Here is a 15,577-nt window from a genome sequence, read left to right on the forward strand (position 1 = left end):
CGCTCGCGCGCCTTCTACCCACGACAACATCGATTCTGGAGACACCATCATGAAAATCCGTTCCGTGCGCGCCCGCGTATTCCAGTGGAAAGGCAAGACCGTCCCGCCGCAAGGCAACTTCTGCTCGAACGCGATGGACCTGCTGTACGCGCCGCAGGAAACCATGAGCACGTTCCGCTTCCATGCGTGGACGGTCGTCGAAGTCGAGACCGACGACGGCATCGTCGGCCTCGGCAACGTCGCGCTCGCGCCGCACGTCGCGAAGGTGATCATCGACCAGTATCTCGCGCCGCTCGTGATCGGCCAGGCCCCGTGGGACTACGAGTACCTGAACCAGCGGATGTACCGCGCGACCCACGCCTGGGGCCGCAAGGGCATCGGCATGGCGGCGATCTCGGCGGTCGACATCGCGATCTGGGACATCCTCGGCAAGAGCGTCGGCAAGCCCGTGTTCAAGCTGCTCGGCGGCCGCACCAAGGAAAAGATTCCCTGCTATTACTCGAAGCTCTACCGCACCGACCTGAAGGCGATGCAGGAGGAAGCGCAGCAGTACCTGAAGGAAGGCTTCCGCGCGTTCAAGATGCGCTTCGGCTACGGGCCCGCGCACGGGCAGCAGGGCGTGGTGGAGAACCTGAAGTCGGTCGCGGCGATCCGCGAGGTGATCGGCTACGACAACGACCTGATGCTCGAGTGCTACATGGGCTGGAACCTCGAGTATGCGAAGCGCATCCTGCCGAAGCTCGAGAAATACCAGCCGCGCTGGCTGGAAGAGCCGGTGATCGCCGACGACATCGACGGCTACGCCGAGCTGAACCAGCTCACGCGCATCCCGATCTCCGGCGGCGAGCACGAGTTCTCGCTGTACGGCTTCAAGCAACTGCTCGACCGCAAGGCCGTGTCGGTCGTGCAGTACGACACGAACCGCGTCGGCGGGATCACGATGGCGCACAAGATCAACGCGCTGTGCGAGGCGTACAGCGTGCCGGTGATTCCGCACGCAGGCCAGATGCACAACTACCACCTGACGATGAGCACGCTCGCGTCGCCGATGAGCGAGTACTTCCCGATGTTCGACGTCGAAGTCGGCAACGAGCTGTTCTATTACATCTTCGACGGCGAGCCGGTGGCCGAGAACGGCTTCCTGCAACTGCGCGACGACGTGCCGGGCCTCGGCCTCACGCTGAAGACCGAATTCCTCGACCAGTTCGACATCGTCGAGTGAGGCCGACCATGCACGCACGCTACCAGGGCGTCTTTCCCGTCGTGCCGACGATCTTCGACGCGCACGGCGCGCTCGATCTCGACGGCCAGCGCCGCTGCATCGATTTCATGATCGATGCCGGCTCGCACGGCCTCTGCATCCACGCGAACTATTCCGAGCAGTTCGCGCTCGGCGACGACGAGCGCGACCTCATCACCCGCACGACACTCGAGCACGTCGCCGGCCGCGTGCCGGTGATCGTCACGACGTCGCAATTCAGCGCGCGGATCTGCGCGGAACGCAACCGGCACGCGCAGGCGCTCGGCGCGGCGATGGTGATGGTGATGCCGCCGTATCACGGTGCGACGTTCCGCGTGCCCGAAGTGCAGGTGCGCGCGTACTTCCGTGAAGTCGCCGACGGCCTCGACATTCCGCTGATGATCCAGGACGCACCCGCGAGCGGCGTCGCGCTGCCGGCGTCGCTGCTCGCGACGCTCGCGCGCGAGATCGACGCGGTGTCGTACTTCAAGATCGAGACGGCCGGCGCCGCGTCGAAGCTGCGCGAGCTGATCGCGCTCGGCGGCGATGCGATCGAAGGGCCGTGGGACGGCGAGGAAGGCATCACGCTGCTCGCCGACCTCGACGCCGGCGCGACCGGCGCGATGACGGGCGGCGGCTACCCGGACGGCATCCGCCGGATCACCGATGCGTATTTCGCCGGGCGCCGCGACGACGCGTACGAGCAGTACGCGCGCTGGCTGCCGCTGATCAACTACGAGAACCGCCAGTCGGGCTTCCTCACTGCGAAGGCGCTGATGAAGGAAGGCGGCGTGATCGCGTGCGACCGGCCGCGCGCGCCGTGGCCCGAGTTGCATCCGCAGGTGCGCGCCGGCCTGCTCGATACGGCGCGGCGGCTCGACCCGCTCGTGCTGCGCTGGGGGCGCTAGACATCGTTTTTGCACCCGCAACGCGCGTGCGTTGCGCATCGGCGTGACGGCGGCCCGACAGAAGGCCGCCGCCGCCCGTCAGATGGATCACATGGATTGGAGACACCATGAACCTGTTGAACCCGGCCTATGAAGCCGGCGAAGCCATCCCGCGCCGCCGTTGGCTGCGCGTGATTCCGCCGCTGCTGCTCGCCTGCATCATTTCCTACATGGACCGCGTGAACATCGCGTTCGCGATGCCCGGCGGGATGAACGCCGATCTCGGCATGGACGCGACGATGGCCGGCCTCGCCGGCGGCATCTTCTTCTTCGGCTACCTGTTCCTGCAGATTCCCGGCGGCCGGCTCGCGGCGCGCGGCAGCGGCAAGACCTTCATCGCGTGGTCGCTCGTGAGCTGGGCCGTGCTGTCGGTGCTGACCGGGCTCGTCACCCATATGTGGCAACTCCTGACGCTGCGCTTCCTGCTCGGCGTGGCCGAGGGCGGGATGCTGCCCGTCGTGCTGACGATGGTCAGCCACTGGTTTCCCGACCGCGAACGCGGCCGCGCGAATGCGATGGTCATCCTGTTCGTGCCGCTCGCCGGCATGATCACCGCGCCGCTGTCCGGCTTCATCCTCGCCGCGTACGACTGGCATCACCTGTTCTTCAGCGCGGGCGCGCTGTCGCTGCTGTGCCTGGTCGTGTGGATGCTGTTCGCCGACGACGGCCCCGAGACCGCGCGCTGGGTGTCGCCGCGCGAGAAGGCGTACATCCTCGACGCGCTGCGCGACGAGCAGGAACGCAAGCGCGCGGCCGGCACGCCGGCGGCCGCTTCGTTCGGCGCGCTGCTGCGCCACCCGACGATCAGGCTGCTCATCGCGATCAACTTCTGCTATCAGGCCGGCATCTACGGCTATACGATGTGGCTGCCGACCCTGCTGAAAAATCTCACGCACAGCGGGATGGGCCGGATCGGCCTGCTCGCGATGCTGCCGTACGTCGCGATGGTGATCGGGATGCTCGTCACGTCGTATTGGTCTGATCGAACCGGCAAGCGGCGCCTGTTCGTGCTGCTGCCGCTCGTCGGGTTCGCCGCATGCCTCGCGCTGTCGGTGCTCACGCATGCGTCGATGGCCGTATCGTTCGCTTTCCTGATCGGTTGCGGCTTCTTCCTGCAGGCGGCGGCCGGCGTGTTCTGGGCGATTCCGCCGAAGCTCTGCAGCGTCGAGACGGCCGGCAGCGCACGCGGCCTGATCAACGCGCTCGGCAATCTCGGCGGCTTCTGCGGCCCGTATGCGGTCGGCGTGCTGACGCAGCACGTGAGCGCGGCGGCCGGCGTCTACAGCCTCGCGGTCACGCTTGCAGTGGCCGGCCTGCTCGCACTGACGCTGCCCCGCCGCTGCGAAGACTGAAGCGCATCGACACGCGGTCACGCGAACGAAACAACGGAGACACACGATGAACGACATCCTGCTGCTGGTGCAGAAATGCGCCCATACCTTCAGCTTCTACGACCTCGACACGAAAGCCGCGCTCAAGCACATCGTGCTGCCGAACTTCCCGCACGAATTCACCGTCGACGTGAACGACCGCTATGCGTACGTCGGCATCTTCGGTATCGAGACCGCGTGGTCGCGCGGTCATGAAGGCGATCACCGGATCGCCGAGATCGACCTCGTCGAGCGCACCCACACGCGGATGCTCGACCTGTGGCCGTACTACCGGCCGCACGGGATGGCGAGCGACCGCGACGGCCGGCTGTATGCGATGAGCGAGGCGCACGACATGCTGCTCGTATTCGATGAGCCGACCCGGCAGCCGGTACCGAACATGGCGGTGCCGTCCGGCGGCGTGAAGACGCACCTCGTGACGCTCACGCGCGACGCAAGCCGCGCGTACGGCGTGCACCTGCTGTCGAACACCGTCACGCAATTCCATCCGCGCGACGCGACCGTCGCCCCGCGCGCGGTGATGCCCGGCCCGCGCCCCGAAGGCAATGCGCTGTCGAGCGACGAGCGCACGCTGTTCGTCGCGAATCGCGGCGACGACACGCTGGTCGAGATCGACACGGAGACGATGACCTGCGGCCGCCGCGTGAAAACGCGCAGCGACCCGAACCGCATCTACCTCACCCGTGCGCCGGACGGCCGCGACCTGCTGCTGCTGACCAATTCAGGCGAACGGTCGATCTCGGTGTTCGATGCGCGGCAGCTGGAAGAGATCGAACGCGTCGCGCTGCCCGCGAACCCGACCGCGCTGTCGTTCCATCCGTCGCGGCGCATCGCGTACGTGTCGTTCCAGGACGACTATGTGCGCGAACTCGACCTCGACGCGTGGCGGTTCGTCGGTGCGTTACCGACGCTGCGCGAACCGGATGCGTCGTATGTGCTCGCAGGCACGCGCTGAGCCGCGCGACGGCGCCATGTCGGCCGACGCGATGCCGGCGGCGCTCGTCGATGCGCATCACCACCTGTGGCGGCTCGGTACGGGCGCGCACTATCCGTGGCTGCAGGAGCAGTACGACCCGGCGCGCTTCATGTTCGGCGACTACGCGGCGCTGTGCCGCGATTTCGGTGTGGATGACTACCGGCACGCCGCGCAAGGTGCGCCGATCGTCGCGAGCGTGCACGTCGAAGCCGAACGCGCGCGCGACGAGGCGCTGGCGGAAACGCGCTGGCTGCACGACGTCGCGGCTGCGCAAGGGCTACCGTCGGCGATCGTCGCGTGGGTCGACCTGCTGGCCGGCGATGCGGACGAACGGCTCGCCGAACAGGCCGCGTGGCCGCGCGTGCGCGGCGTGCGTTTCAAGCCGCGCACCACGGCCGCGCCGGATGCATCGATCGACGGGCCGAGCGCGCTGCATGATCCGCGCTGGCCGGCCGCGCTCGAACGCGTCGCCGCGCACGGCCTGAGCTGGGATCTGCGCGTGCCGTTCTGGCATCTCGGCGACGCAGCCGCGATGCTGGCCGATGCGCCCGACGTCGACGTCGTGCTCGAACACGCGGGGCTGCCGTGGGATCGCTCGGACGCAGGGCTCGCGCGCTGGCGCAGCGGCATGGCGGCGCTCGCCGAATCGCCGCGTGTCGTCGTGAAGATTTCCGAACTCGGCCTGCGCGATGCAGTGTGGAACGATGCGGACAACGCAAGGATCATCCGCGACACGATCGCGATCTTCGGCTCGCAGCGCTGCCTGTTCGCCAGCAATTTCCCCGTGGCCGGCCTGCGTGTGTCGTATCCCGCGCTGCTGCGCACGTTCGCCTGTGCGATGACGCACCTCGATGACGCCGCGCGCCGCGCGATCTGGCATGACAACGCGCTGCGGGTGTACCGGATCGATGTCGGCGCCGCTGCCGGGCGCGCGGACTGACGGCCGCGCACCGCACCCCACTACCTGAAACGGCACGCGACGCCCATGAGCGCGCCGCGTGTCATCGCGGAAACGAAACGCGTCCCGCTTTCAGATGCCGCCGGGATCAGAAACCGAACAGACGCGCCGCATTCGTGCGGCCGATCTTGACCCGGTCGTTTTCGCTCAGCAAGGCGTGGTCGAACCACTCGCTGGCAGTCTGCATGCTCTCGTACGGGTAGTCGGCGGAAAACAGCACGCGATCGACGCCGACTTCACTGATCGTGTTGAGCAGCCCCTTCGTATGAAAGTGGCCGCTCGTCGTGACGTAGAAGTTGCGGCTGAAATACTCGCCGACCGGGCGCTTCGCCTGCCCCAGCCCAGTGCCGTCCCGCTGCATGCGAAGGCGATGCTCGAGGCGCGGCAACATCAGCGGCAACCCTTCACCGAGATGCCCCAGGATGATCGTCAGGTTCGGATAGCGATCGAACAGGCCGCTCAGCATCAAGCGGATCGCATGCGTGGCGGTCTCATGGGCGAACCCCCATGCCGAGCCGACGAGCGACGAATAGCCGTCGTAGATCCGCCGCTGGCTCGGCAGCGGCTCGCGTGGATGAAGATAGACAGGCACGTCGAGCGCGGCCGCGCGCTCCCAGAATTCCCAGACCGGCGCCTCGTCGAGATACTGCGCGGTGTCCGCGTCGCCGATATTCGTATAGCCGTTCACGAGCGCCCCTCGCATCCCGAGTTCCGCGACGGCCCGTTCGAGTTCGTCCGCCGCGTCCTTCGGCGACTGCAGCGCGACGGTCGCGAATGCCTGCAGGCGCCCGGGATGCACGGAGGTGAAGCGCTCGGCGATCTCGTCGTTGGTCCGCTTCGCGAAATCGACGGCCGCCGCGCGGTCGAGAATCGACTGCGCACCGGGCGACGTGAGCGACAGCACCGCGATGTCGATCCCGCACCGGTCCATCTCCCCGATCCGCCGGTCCGCGTCAAGCAGTCGCGCGTCGACGTCGTCCATGTAGCGCTTCCCGTTGCGCTCGGCTTCGCCGGACGCGTCCCACATGCTGTTGTTGAGCGCGGTCGACAGGTGCTCTTCCAGTACGATCTTGGCTTTCAAAGCGCTTCTCCGGTTGTCAGCGTGATGTGCTTGTATTCGATGAAGTCGTCGATCGCGGCAGCGCCGTTGAGGCGGCCCAGGCCGGATTGCCGATACCCGCCCTCCTCGAATTCGTCGTACACCTTCGCCCAGTCGTTGATCCACACCGTGCCCGCCTGAAGCGACCGCGCCACGCGGATCGAACGCGGCAAGTCACGGGTCCAGACCGCCGCGGCCAGGCCATATTCGCTGTCGTTGGCCAGCGCGACGGCTTCCGCCTCGGTATCGAATACCTGCATCGTCATGACGGGCCCGAAGGTTTCCTGCTGAACGATATCGAGCCGGGCGCTGTCGACTTCGAGCAACGTCGGACGATAGAACGCACCGCGCGCAAGCTCGACCTCGGTCACCGGGCCGCCGCGAACGACCACTTTCGCGCCCGCTGCGATCGCCGCGTCGACCGCGCGATTCACGCGCTCGACGTTGGGCCGGTCGATGAGCGGCCCCATGTCGCTGCGCGGATCGGCGGCCGGGCCGACCCGCACCGCGGCCAGGCGTTGCGCGAGACGCGCGCGCACGGTGTCCGCGATGCCGCGTTGCACCAGCAGGCGCGAGCCGGTCATGCAGAACTGCCCGGCGAACACCGTCAGCGATTTCTCGATGACGGGCAAGGCCGAATCGAGATCCGTGTCGTCGAACATGACGTGCGGCGTCTTTCCGCCGAGCTCGAGACCGACGCGCTTGAGCCGCTGCGCGCCGACGGCGGCAATCGCGCGCCCCGTCGCGGTCGAGCCCGTGAAGCTGATGACGGGGACGTCGGCAGAGGCGATCAGGTGCTTCGCTCCGGCCGCGCCCGATTCGCTGAACAGATTGACGACGCCGCGCGGCAGCGACGGCGCTTCGGACAGGACCCGTGCCACGAGCGCATTGGTCTGCGCGGTCTGGCCCGGCATCTTGACGACGGCGGTCGTCCCCGCCGCCAGCGCCGGCGCGAGCGAACGCACCATCAGCACGACGGGGGAATTCCACGGCACGATGATGCCGGCGACGCCCATCGGCTCGCGCAGCACGAGCGACACGACGTCCGGCCGAGGCGTTCCGCTGCGGCCCGTTTCGGCCCGCGCCAGCGCCGCGTAGTAGCGCAGCTTCGACGGCACCATCGACACTTCGAAACGCGCTTCGGGCTTGATCTTGCCGTTCTCGAGCGCCAGCAGTTCGATCAGCGCGTCGGCATGCCGCTCGAATGCGGCGGCCAGTTCGTCCAGCACGCGTGCGCGCAGCGCGGCATCGCGCTTCCACGGCGTGTCGTGAAACGCGCGCAGGGCTGCGTCGATCGCCGCGCGCGCCTCGGGCTCGCCGCCGTCGGCATAACGGCCGATCACCGAGCCTGTCGCGGGGTCGACGGAATCGCGATGAGCGACGGAATCCACCCACTCGCCGTCGATCCAGTGCAATGCGGGAGCAGCAACAGTCATGACGTTCTCCTGTCAGCTGTAGCGGCGGGCGATATGCTCGGCCGCCGCAATGGTGGTGATGTTGGTCGCGACCGAAATCGCATCCGGAAAAATCGACGCGTCGACGACACGCAGGCCGCTCACGCCGTGCACCCGTCCTTCGAGATCGACGACGGCATGCGGATCGTTGATGGCGCCCATCGGCGCGGTCGAAGTCGGATGGTGGTACGTGTCGAGCGTCGAGCGCGCCGACGCCAGAATCCGTTCGTCGGATTCCGCGCCCGGCCCCGGATTCAGTTCCGAATGAACGAGGCCGGACAGCGGCGCGGTGCGGCCGATGCGGCGCGCCAGTTTGATGCCTTCGAGCAGCCGCACGCGATCCTGCTCTTCACCGAGGAAATTCAGGTCGATCACGGGTGCATCGCCCGGCTGCCGGCTCGCGAGTGTCAGGCTGCCGACCGACAACGGACGCGTGAGCGCGACCGCGAGGACGAAACCGACCTTGGTCGGGCTCTGGTCGTGCGGGAACAGATGCGTCGCGGTGACATGCAGATCGAGATCGCCATGCTGCGCCGTCGAACTGTTCGTCCACAGGAACGCACCGATCGACGGCGACTGCTCGCCGATCCGGTCGGGACGGGCGGCATACGCGTTGTAATAGAACGGATGATCTTTCAGGCGCCGGCCAACCGGCAACGCGGCGACTTCGGGAATCGACAGTGCGCGCAGGTCGGCGCCCGGCCCGATGCCCGAACGCAGCAGAATGGCCGCGCTGCCATAAGCGCCCGCACTCAGGATCACCTCGTTCGCGTGAATGTCCTCGCCGTTTTCGAGCCGCACGCCGATGGCCCGTCCCTGCGCGACCAGCACACGATCGACCAGCGCGCCGCCGCGAATCGCCAGATTCGACCGTGCCCGGACCTCATTGGTCAGGTAGGCCATGCCCGTATTGACACGCACGCCGTTGACGATATTCATCGGATACGGGCCGACGCCGTTGGCGTCCGCGCCGTCGAAATCCTCGATCGCGCGATAGCCGTTCGCGACGGTCGCATCGACGAACGCGCGCTGCATCGGCGTGAGGTCCTCGCGCGTCAGTTGACGCACGGGCAGCGGCCCCGCCTGGCCGTGCGACACGCTGTCGTTGTCGCGATGTTCGAGCCGCCGGAACGACGGCAGCATCGCCTCGTACGACCAGCCGGGAAGATTCCAGTGCTTCAGATCCTGCGGCCGCGCGCGAATGGCGACGGCACCGTTGATCGCCGAACTGCCGCCGAGCACCTTGCCGCGCAGGGCGTTGATCGGGTGATCGACGTAGCCGGCCTGGGTGCGGTACCCCCATTCATGTCGCGCATCGCCACCGACGATATCGCTGCTGGCGATGACGTGCGGGTAGTCCCAGGCGGCATAGTCGTGCCCGGCCTCGAGCAGCAGGACGTTGCGACTTGCCTTCTCGCTCAGGCGGGCCGCCATGACGGCACCGGCGGAACCGCCGCCGACGACCAGCACATCGACGGTTCGCGGGCCGCTTCCGGTCGTGGTGCGGGGCGACGTGCCGGCGGCGCCCGAGCCGGACGAGTTCAGCGAGTTCGACGAGTTTGCCGCACTTGCCGCGATCGCGTTGGCGCCGAACAGCGAACCGACAGCGAGCGTCGCCGAATGGGCGAGGGTTTGCGCGAGCAGGACGCGGCGCGCGGGACGATACGGCGTGGTGTTCTTCATGGCAGACGCGTTCTCCATTGAATGCGTCTGCCACAGTACGGTGGGGCGCCGCGACCCGATAGCTACCGGAAACCGAACCGGTGGTTCGCTTTTTCCGAACGCGCGCATCCGCCCGTCATGCGCGCGGCCCTCATTGGCGAGGCGACCGCGCGCTCACGTATGCGAAGGATGCGGAAGCAGGCCGCGTTCGATCAGCGGCACGTCCCAACGGGCCGGGTGTCCGATCGCTTCGTCGAGGAACTGGACCAGTGCCTGAATCTTCGGCGACGTGCGAACCGTCTTGCGATAGACGACATTGACCTGCCCGCCTGACGGCGCATATTCCGGCAGCACCGACACGAGCTCGCCGGCAACCAGCGCGTCGGACGCCAGGAACGTCGGCAGGATCGCCAGCCCCAGCCCGGCGATCGCACCGGCAAGCAGTTGAAAACCCGAATCGGTCCGCATGCGTACCCTCACGCGAAACGATTGCTTTTCGTATTCGAGCGGCAGGCTCCACATGCCATGGGGTTCGCGGTTCAGATAGAGCAATCCGTCGTGTTGCGGCAGGTCGTCGGGATGCACCGGCACGCCGCGCCGCTCGAGATAGCCCGGGCTCGCACATATCAGGTGCCGGTTGACGGTGACGGGGCGGGCGATCAGGCTCGAATCGGCCAGTTGGCCGATCCGGATCGCCGCATCGAAGTGCCCGTCCTGAAGATTCGACAGTCGGTCGTCCGCTTCGACGTCGAGGCAAAGCGCCGGATACATTTCCGCGAAACGCGAGAGCAGCGGCGCAAGATAGCGCGCGACGAAGGTGACCGGAACGGAAAGCTTCAGGTTGCCGCTCAGGCTCGCGCCGGCTTCGTTCACTTCGCCTTCGATACGCTCGAGTTCCTGCAGAAGCTGCCGGGATTGCTCGAAGAACCGCTGCCCCGGATCGGTCAGTTGCAGCGAACGGCCGCGCTTGAGCAACGTGCAAGCGAGGCGTAGCTCGAGCTTCTGGATACGGGCACTGACGATCGACTTGGTGGTGCCGAGGCGACGAGCGGCTTCGGAGAAGCTCCCCGCCTCGACCACTGCCACGAAGGTGCTCATGTCGGAAAATTTGTTCATGATCCGTTTCGACTGGGCGCTGGCGCAATGTCGGCGATGGTGCCACGCGCGGGCTGAACGTGCCCGGTTACGCCACCGCCAGCCTCTCGCCCGTCCGCCCTCCCCAACCGACACATTTTGTGCATCGCACGACCGACCCTGAACAAAAAGTATCGGTTCACGAACTCTTTTGATGTGGTGATCGCATCGCCCGCGTCACACCATTGTTCCTGCCGTCATCGGCGGCATTCGAACAAGCACGGCCGCGCGATCGGGCTTGACCCGGCCCCCGGGATCGCCTTTATGCTGAGCGCAACGAATCGACAGCCAAGAGGTGACGGATGGGTACGGACACGCCCCGTTTGAACGCATCGGCCGCCGCCGCGCGGCTCGGCGTCTCGATCAAGGCGCTGCGGCTGTACGAGCGGCACGGCCTCGTCACGCCCGAACGCACGCCCGCCGGATACCGCGCGTACGGCCCGGACGACCTCGCGCGCGCCGCCGACATCGCGGCGCTGCGCAAGCTCGGCCTCGGTCTCGCGCAAGTGGCGAGCGTGCTCGACGGCGACGCGCGCAGTCTCGATGCCGCGCTGGCTGCTCACGAGGCGGCGCTCGATCACGGGATTCAGGATCTCGTGATCAAGCTCGACCGCGTGCGCGCGATGCGCGCCGGCCTGGCGCGCGGCCGGATGCCGGCCGATGGCGAGCTGACGCGGCTGCTCGACCCTGGCAGCGCCGGCGTCGCGTTCAGACTGCCGTGGCCGTGGGGCGGCGAATGGTTCGAGTGCCGCGATATCCGGCCGTTGAACTACATCATCGGTTCGCTGGGGAGCGGCAAGACGCGGCTCGCGCTTCGGCTGGCCGACGCACTGCCCGGCCGCCGTGTTCGTCGGCCTCGATCGGCTGGACGACGATTGTGCCGCGGCATCCGACGCATTGCGCGCCGATCCGGCACTGAAGTCGTGCGTCGACCGCACGTCGGCGTTGCTCGCCGGCAGGGGCGCGACGCCGTCGGCGGCGCTGACCGCGCTGCTCGTCGGCCTCGAAGCGGAAGGCCCGCGCGTGCGGATCGTCGACATGATCGAACAGGGCCTCGACCGGGCCACGCAACTGGCGTTGATCGCGCATCTGCGCGCATGCGCAGCCGCCGGCATGCGGCCGCTGTTCGTGCTGACGCGCTCGTCGGCGATCCTCGATCTGGCGGCGGTCGGCCCCGACGAAACCATCCTGTTATGCCCGGCCAATCACAGCTCGCCTGCGCGCGTGGCGCCTTATTCCGGCGCGCCGGGGTATGAGGCCGTGGCCACGTGCCTCGCGACGCCGGAGGTTCGGGAGCGGATCGCGCGGCGGCCGATAACGGCGTGAGCCGCCGTCACGATTCCAGCCGCCCCATTCTCCGCGCCATCGCCGGGCTCACCGCATGCACGGGATCGAAGCCGAAGAATTCGAGCACGTGCCGCGCGACGTCGTCGCGATCGTTGTCCGCGCAGATCATGTGATAGCTGTTCTCCAGTACGATCCCGCGCGCGTCGGGCAGCTTCTCCAGCAGGAAATCGGCCGAGCGCAGGCTCGTCAGCTCGTCCTCGCGCGCATGCAGCACGAGCGTCGGGCACGGCGTACCGGCCGCCGCGTCGAGCACCCAGTCGCGCATCCGGTCCACCTGCCGCATGCACGCGAGCGGCACCCACGCATAGTGGAAACTGTCCTGCCGCTCGAACTTCTTCTTCACGATCGCGCGGATCGTCGCGTTCTTGATGCCGAACGGATCGCCTTCCTCCACGCGCATTCGCTCGGCGACACCCGGCACGCGATACAGCACGTGCCGCAGCGACCGGTACCACGGCGTCGACCAGCCGTCGATGAACACCGGCGTGGCCAGCAGCGCGAGCCGGCCGCGCGCATGCTGCACGCGATGACACAGCAGCAGCGCGACGAGCGCGCCCATGCACATCCCCGCGACGTGCAGCGTGTCGTACTCGCGTTCTAGCGCGCGGTACTGCTCGGTCACCGCGTCGAGCCACGCCTCCGCACGCACGCCGACCAGATCCTCGGGGCGCGTGCCGTGCCCCGGCAGCGTGATCATGTGCGTGTCGCCGCCCGCGCGCCGCATCGCCTTGTGCAGCGAACCGAGATCGTATTGCGTGCCGCCGAGCCCGTGGATCAGCAGCACGCCCGTGCGGCCCGTCATGACGCGCGCCCGCTCATTCGTCCGCCGCCCACACGCGCTCGATCTGCCACACGCCCGCCACCACCGTCACGTCGACGTTCGAATCGAGCAGCGGCGCGCCGTGGTCGGTGATCGTCCGCGTGCCGCCGTCGCGCAGCACGATGCGCAGCGACAGCGACGCGCGGTCCTCGCCCGCGATCTCCGCATTCCAGTAGTCGCGCAGCGCGTCGCGGTCGCCCGGCTGCACGCGTTCGAGCACGAGCGGCACGCTCGCGATCTGCGCAGCGTCGACGCCGACGCCGAACACGCGTTCGACGTCGCCGCTCCATTCGATCCGGCCCGACTCGGGATCGAGCACGTACGCGAGCTGGCCGGCGCTCGCGAGCGCGAGCTCCATGTTGTTCTGCAGGACGGCCGCATGCTCGTGCACGCGCTCGCGCGTCGTCTTCAGCGTGCTCACCGTCAGCACCAGCAGCGACGCGACCGCCAGATAGAGCTGCGCCTCGAGCAGTGCACTGCCGTAATGCTCGTGGAACGACGTAAACGGGCCGTCGCCTTGCGCGGTCTGCTCGATCACGATCAGCGCGAGCACCAGCACCGACGACGAACCCGCACGGCCGCCGAGCAGCAGCGTCACCGCGACCGTCAGGAACAGCGGGACATACGTGAGCGCGAAGCCGGCGCCCGTGCCGAATTTCTGCGACGTATCGCCGTCGAAGATCACGAGTGCGACGACCGCCAGCAGCGCGAACGCGACGATGCCGAGCATCAGGTCGAAGCGCTCGTGGTCGCCCGAGCGGTGCGCGCGAAAGCGCGACCACGACGCGAGCACCGGCGTGACCAGCAGCACGCCGACGAAATCGGACGCGGCCCACACCCACCACACGTCGAAGAACGGCGCCCCCTTGACCGTCGTGTACCACGCCGCGCCGCCGATCGCGCCGACGACGCCCGCGATCAAGCCGGCGAGGATCACCGAGCGCAGGAAGTACAGCCCTTCGAGCGAAAAGCGCACGCGCTGCACGAGCCAGACCGCGAGCGCGGCCGCGCCGACTTCGTCGACCGTGAACAGCACCGCGTTGACGAGGCTGCCGTGCTCGATGCCGGTCAGCGCGAGCTGCCCGACCAGGAACGCGCCGGCCAGCGTCAGCCATTCGCGCGCCGGCCGCAGCATGAACGCGCCGACCGTCACGCCCGCCGGCAGCCAGATGTAGCCGGTCAGCCGGACGGGGCCGTTGAATTCGTGCGAGATGTAGCCGGTCGCGAGATACAGCGCTGCCCAGAGCAGCGCGGCGACGAGCCCCGGCCGCGGTCGTTTGGTGTCCATCGAGAATCCCTGTGTATTGCGCCGTGCGTGCGAGCGATGTGCGCATGATAGGCGGGCGAGTCGAACGGCGGAATACCGGCAGGCGGCAGCACGTTCGGGGCACCGGCGCGCCCCCCGCAAGCTGGCGAGTGTGACCGGGAAAGTATCGGAAAAGTTCGTGGCTTGCCGGGCGCTATCGGGACACGTCCGCAAGCCGCCTTGTCCGGATGGCCAAAATCGCGCGCGGCCGGCCGCTCGCCCCCACCATGAAAGGCATCCGAAAGCATTCGTTTCGAGTATCGTCCACCTCTCACACCCGCATTCCACATGACCGCACATGAAAACAGTACCGGCCCGGCCGATATCGGCCCCTTCGGCACCATGAGCCGATTTCGCATCACGTACGACGGGCCCACGCTCGACTCGTCGGAGAGGGACGTGCGCGAACTCGCGCCCGCGCTGCTGGCGTTCGGCGATTTGCTAGACGCGTCCACCCGCGCACTGTGCGGCGCTCAGGTACGACCGCAGGTCAACGTGCGCGGCAGCTTCAAGACCGGCAGCTTCGGCATCGACTTCACACTCGCGACCTCGCTGCTCGGCCGCATGCGCGACATGCTGAGCGGCAACGAAGGCACGGCGCTCGCCAATGCGGTCACGATCCTGACCGCGCTCGGCATCGCCGCGCCCAGGGCGAGGAAGGGGCTTTTCGCCGTCGTCAAATGGCTGCGCGGGCGCGAGATCACGCACGTGCGGATGCAGGCCCACACCGCGGTGCTGGACGTCGACGGCGACGAACTCGAAATCGACCTGCCCGTCCTCACGCTGCTGAGTGACGTCCGCGTTCGCCAAGCTATCGCGCAAGTGCTTGCGCCGCTCGCGCGCGAAGGCATCGAGATTTTCGCGGCCGGCACCGATACCGAGGTGTACGAGACGGTCACCCGCAACGAGATCGCATGGTTTCATGCGCCCGAGCCAACCGATGCGCTCCTGCTCGACGAGCATCGCAAGATGGCGTTCTCGATCGTGTCGCTCGCGTTCAAGGACGACAACAAGTGGCGCCTGTACGACGGCACGTCGACGATTCACGCGACGATCACCGATGCCGGCTTCCTGTCGCGCGTGAACAACAGCCAGATCAGTTTCAGCAAGGGAGACGTGCTGTTGTGCAATGTCCGTATGCAGCAGTGGCAAACTTCGGACGGGGCAAAAACCGAGTACGAGGTCACGGATGTCCTCGAACATCGCCCGGCCGGCCTGCAAATTCGGTTGCCGGGCATGTGAT

Annotated in this window: 12 protein-coding genes and 1 pseudogene; 7 read left to right on the plus strand and 6 right to left on the minus strand. The window is 67.6% G+C overall.

Features of this window, described 5'->3' with window-relative positions; all coding sequences use genetic code 11:
- Positions 1–49: 49 nt before the first annotated feature.
- From HWX03_RS35725 to HWX03_RS35745, 5 genes are all read left to right on the plus strand, one after another.
- Positions 50–1,222: an L-rhamnonate dehydratase gene (locus HWX03_RS35725; RefSeq protein WP_175874544.1), complete on the plus strand. Its 1,173-nt coding sequence runs from the start codon at positions 50–52 to the stop codon at positions 1,220–1,222.
- A gap of 8 nt (positions 1,223–1,230) precedes the next feature.
- Complete coding sequence (locus tag HWX03_RS35730) at positions 1,231–2,148, plus strand: dihydrodipicolinate synthase family protein (RefSeq protein ID WP_175874545.1); 918 nt, start codon at positions 1,231–1,233, stop codon at positions 2,146–2,148.
- A 107-nt stretch (positions 2,149–2,255) separates the two neighbouring features.
- Complete coding sequence (locus HWX03_RS35735) at positions 2,256–3,539, plus strand: MFS transporter (RefSeq protein WP_175874546.1); 1,284 nt, start codon at positions 2,256–2,258, stop codon at positions 3,537–3,539.
- A 46-nt stretch (positions 3,540–3,585) separates the two neighbouring features.
- Positions 3,586–4,533 carry a YncE family protein gene (locus tag HWX03_RS35740; protein ID WP_175874547.1) on the plus strand — a complete coding sequence of 316 codons (948 nt, stop codon included), beginning with the start codon at positions 3,586–3,588 and terminating at the stop codon, positions 4,531–4,533.
- Positions 4,511–5,494, plus strand: a complete 984-nt coding sequence (locus tag HWX03_RS35745) for an amidohydrolase family protein (protein WP_175874548.1) — start codon at positions 4,511–4,513, stop codon at positions 5,492–5,494. Before HWX03_RS35740 ends, HWX03_RS35745 begins: the two co-directional genes overlap by 23 nt.
- 106 nt (positions 5,495–5,600) lie before the next feature.
- Here the strand turns inward: HWX03_RS35745 and HWX03_RS35750 are convergent, their stop codons facing one another.
- The 4 genes from HWX03_RS35750 to HWX03_RS35765 all read right to left on the minus strand — a co-directional run bounded on the left by HWX03_RS35750 (position 5,601) and on the right by HWX03_RS35765 (position 10,843).
- Positions 5,601–6,593, minus strand: coding sequence for an amidohydrolase family protein (locus tag HWX03_RS35750; RefSeq protein WP_175874549.1), 993 nt, complete (start codon positions 6,591–6,593; stop codon positions 5,601–5,603).
- Positions 6,590–8,047, minus strand: a complete 1,458-nt coding sequence (locus tag HWX03_RS35755; RefSeq protein ID WP_175874550.1) for an aldehyde dehydrogenase family protein — start codon at positions 8,045–8,047, stop codon at positions 6,590–6,592. The genes HWX03_RS35750 and HWX03_RS35755 overlap by 4 nt, the downstream gene beginning before the upstream one ends.
- A 12-nt stretch (positions 8,048–8,059) precedes the next feature.
- Complete coding sequence (locus tag HWX03_RS35760; protein ID WP_175874600.1) at positions 8,060–9,748, minus strand: GMC oxidoreductase; 1,689 nt, start codon at positions 9,746–9,748, stop codon at positions 8,060–8,062.
- Between the two features lie 153 nt (positions 9,749–9,901).
- Positions 9,902–10,843: a LysR family transcriptional regulator gene (locus tag HWX03_RS35765; RefSeq protein WP_175874551.1), complete on the minus strand. Its 942-nt coding sequence runs from the start codon at positions 10,841–10,843 to the stop codon at positions 9,902–9,904.
- Positions 10,844–11,163: 320 nt separating this feature from the next.
- Between HWX03_RS35765 and HWX03_RS35770 the strand changes: the two are divergent.
- Positions 11,164–12,187, plus strand: a pseudogene (locus tag HWX03_RS35770) (MerR family transcriptional regulator).
- 7 nt (positions 12,188–12,194) lie between these two features.
- Here the strand turns inward: HWX03_RS35770 and HWX03_RS35775 are convergent.
- Together HWX03_RS35775 and HWX03_RS35780 are read right to left on the minus strand one after the other, a co-directional pair.
- Positions 12,195–13,010, minus strand: a complete 816-nt coding sequence (locus HWX03_RS35775) for an alpha/beta fold hydrolase (RefSeq protein WP_175874552.1) — start codon at positions 13,008–13,010, stop codon at positions 12,195–12,197.
- Between the two features lie 13 nt (positions 13,011–13,023).
- A complete protein-coding gene (locus tag HWX03_RS35780; protein ID WP_175874553.1) occupies positions 13,024–14,316 on the minus strand; it encodes an MASE1 domain-containing protein in 1,293 nt (430 codons plus the stop codon).
- A 306-nt stretch (positions 14,317–14,622) separates the two neighbouring features.
- On the opposite strand from HWX03_RS35780, the gene HWX03_RS35785 reads away from it, so the two are divergent.
- Entirely contained in the window at positions 14,623–15,576 is a 954-nt protein-coding gene (locus tag HWX03_RS35785; RefSeq protein WP_175874554.1) for a hypothetical protein, read from the plus strand.
- Position 15,577: the final 1 nt, after the last annotated feature.

Source organism: Burkholderia sp. BCC0397, from assembly GCF_902832865.1.
GTDB lineage: Bacteria > Pseudomonadota > Gammaproteobacteria > Burkholderiales > Burkholderiaceae > Burkholderia.

Bases quoted from the DNA above. Each gene is read 5' to 3' on its own strand.
- HWX03_RS35725 (WP_175874544.1), top strand. From the start codon at position 50: ATGAAAATCCGTTCCGTGCGCGCCCGCGTATTCCAGTGGAAAGGCAAG.
- HWX03_RS35730 (WP_175874545.1), top strand. From the start codon at position 1,231: ATGCACGCACGCTACCAGGGCGTCTTTCCCGTCGTGCCGACGATCTTC.
- HWX03_RS35735 (WP_175874546.1), top strand. From the start codon at position 2,256: ATGAACCTGTTGAACCCGGCCTATGAAGCCGGCGAAGCCATCCCGCGC.
- HWX03_RS35740 (WP_175874547.1), top strand. From the start codon at position 3,586: ATGAACGACATCCTGCTGCTGGTGCAGAAATGCGCCCATACCTTCAGC.
- HWX03_RS35745 (WP_175874548.1), top strand. From the start codon at position 4,511: ATGTGCTCGCAGGCACGCGCTGAGCCGCGCGACGGCGCCATGTCGGCC.
- HWX03_RS35755 (WP_175874550.1), bottom strand. From the start codon at position 8,047: ATGACTGTTGCTGCTCCCGCATTGCACTGGATCGACGGCGAGTGGGTG.
- HWX03_RS35760 (WP_175874600.1), bottom strand. From the start codon at position 9,748: ATGAAGAACACCACGCCGTATCGTCCCGCGCGCCGCGTCCTGCTCGCG.
- HWX03_RS35765 (WP_175874551.1), bottom strand. From the start codon at position 10,843: ATGAACAAATTTTCCGACATGAGCACCTTCGTGGCAGTGGTCGAGGCG.
- HWX03_RS35775 (WP_175874552.1), bottom strand. From the start codon at position 13,010: ATGACGGGCCGCACGGGCGTGCTGCTGATCCACGGGCTCGGCGGCACG.
- HWX03_RS35780 (WP_175874553.1), bottom strand. From the start codon at position 14,316: ATGGACACCAAACGACCGCGGCCGGGGCTCGTCGCCGCGCTGCTCTGG.
- HWX03_RS35785 (WP_175874554.1), top strand. From the start codon at position 14,623: ATGACCGCACATGAAAACAGTACCGGCCCGGCCGATATCGGCCCCTTC.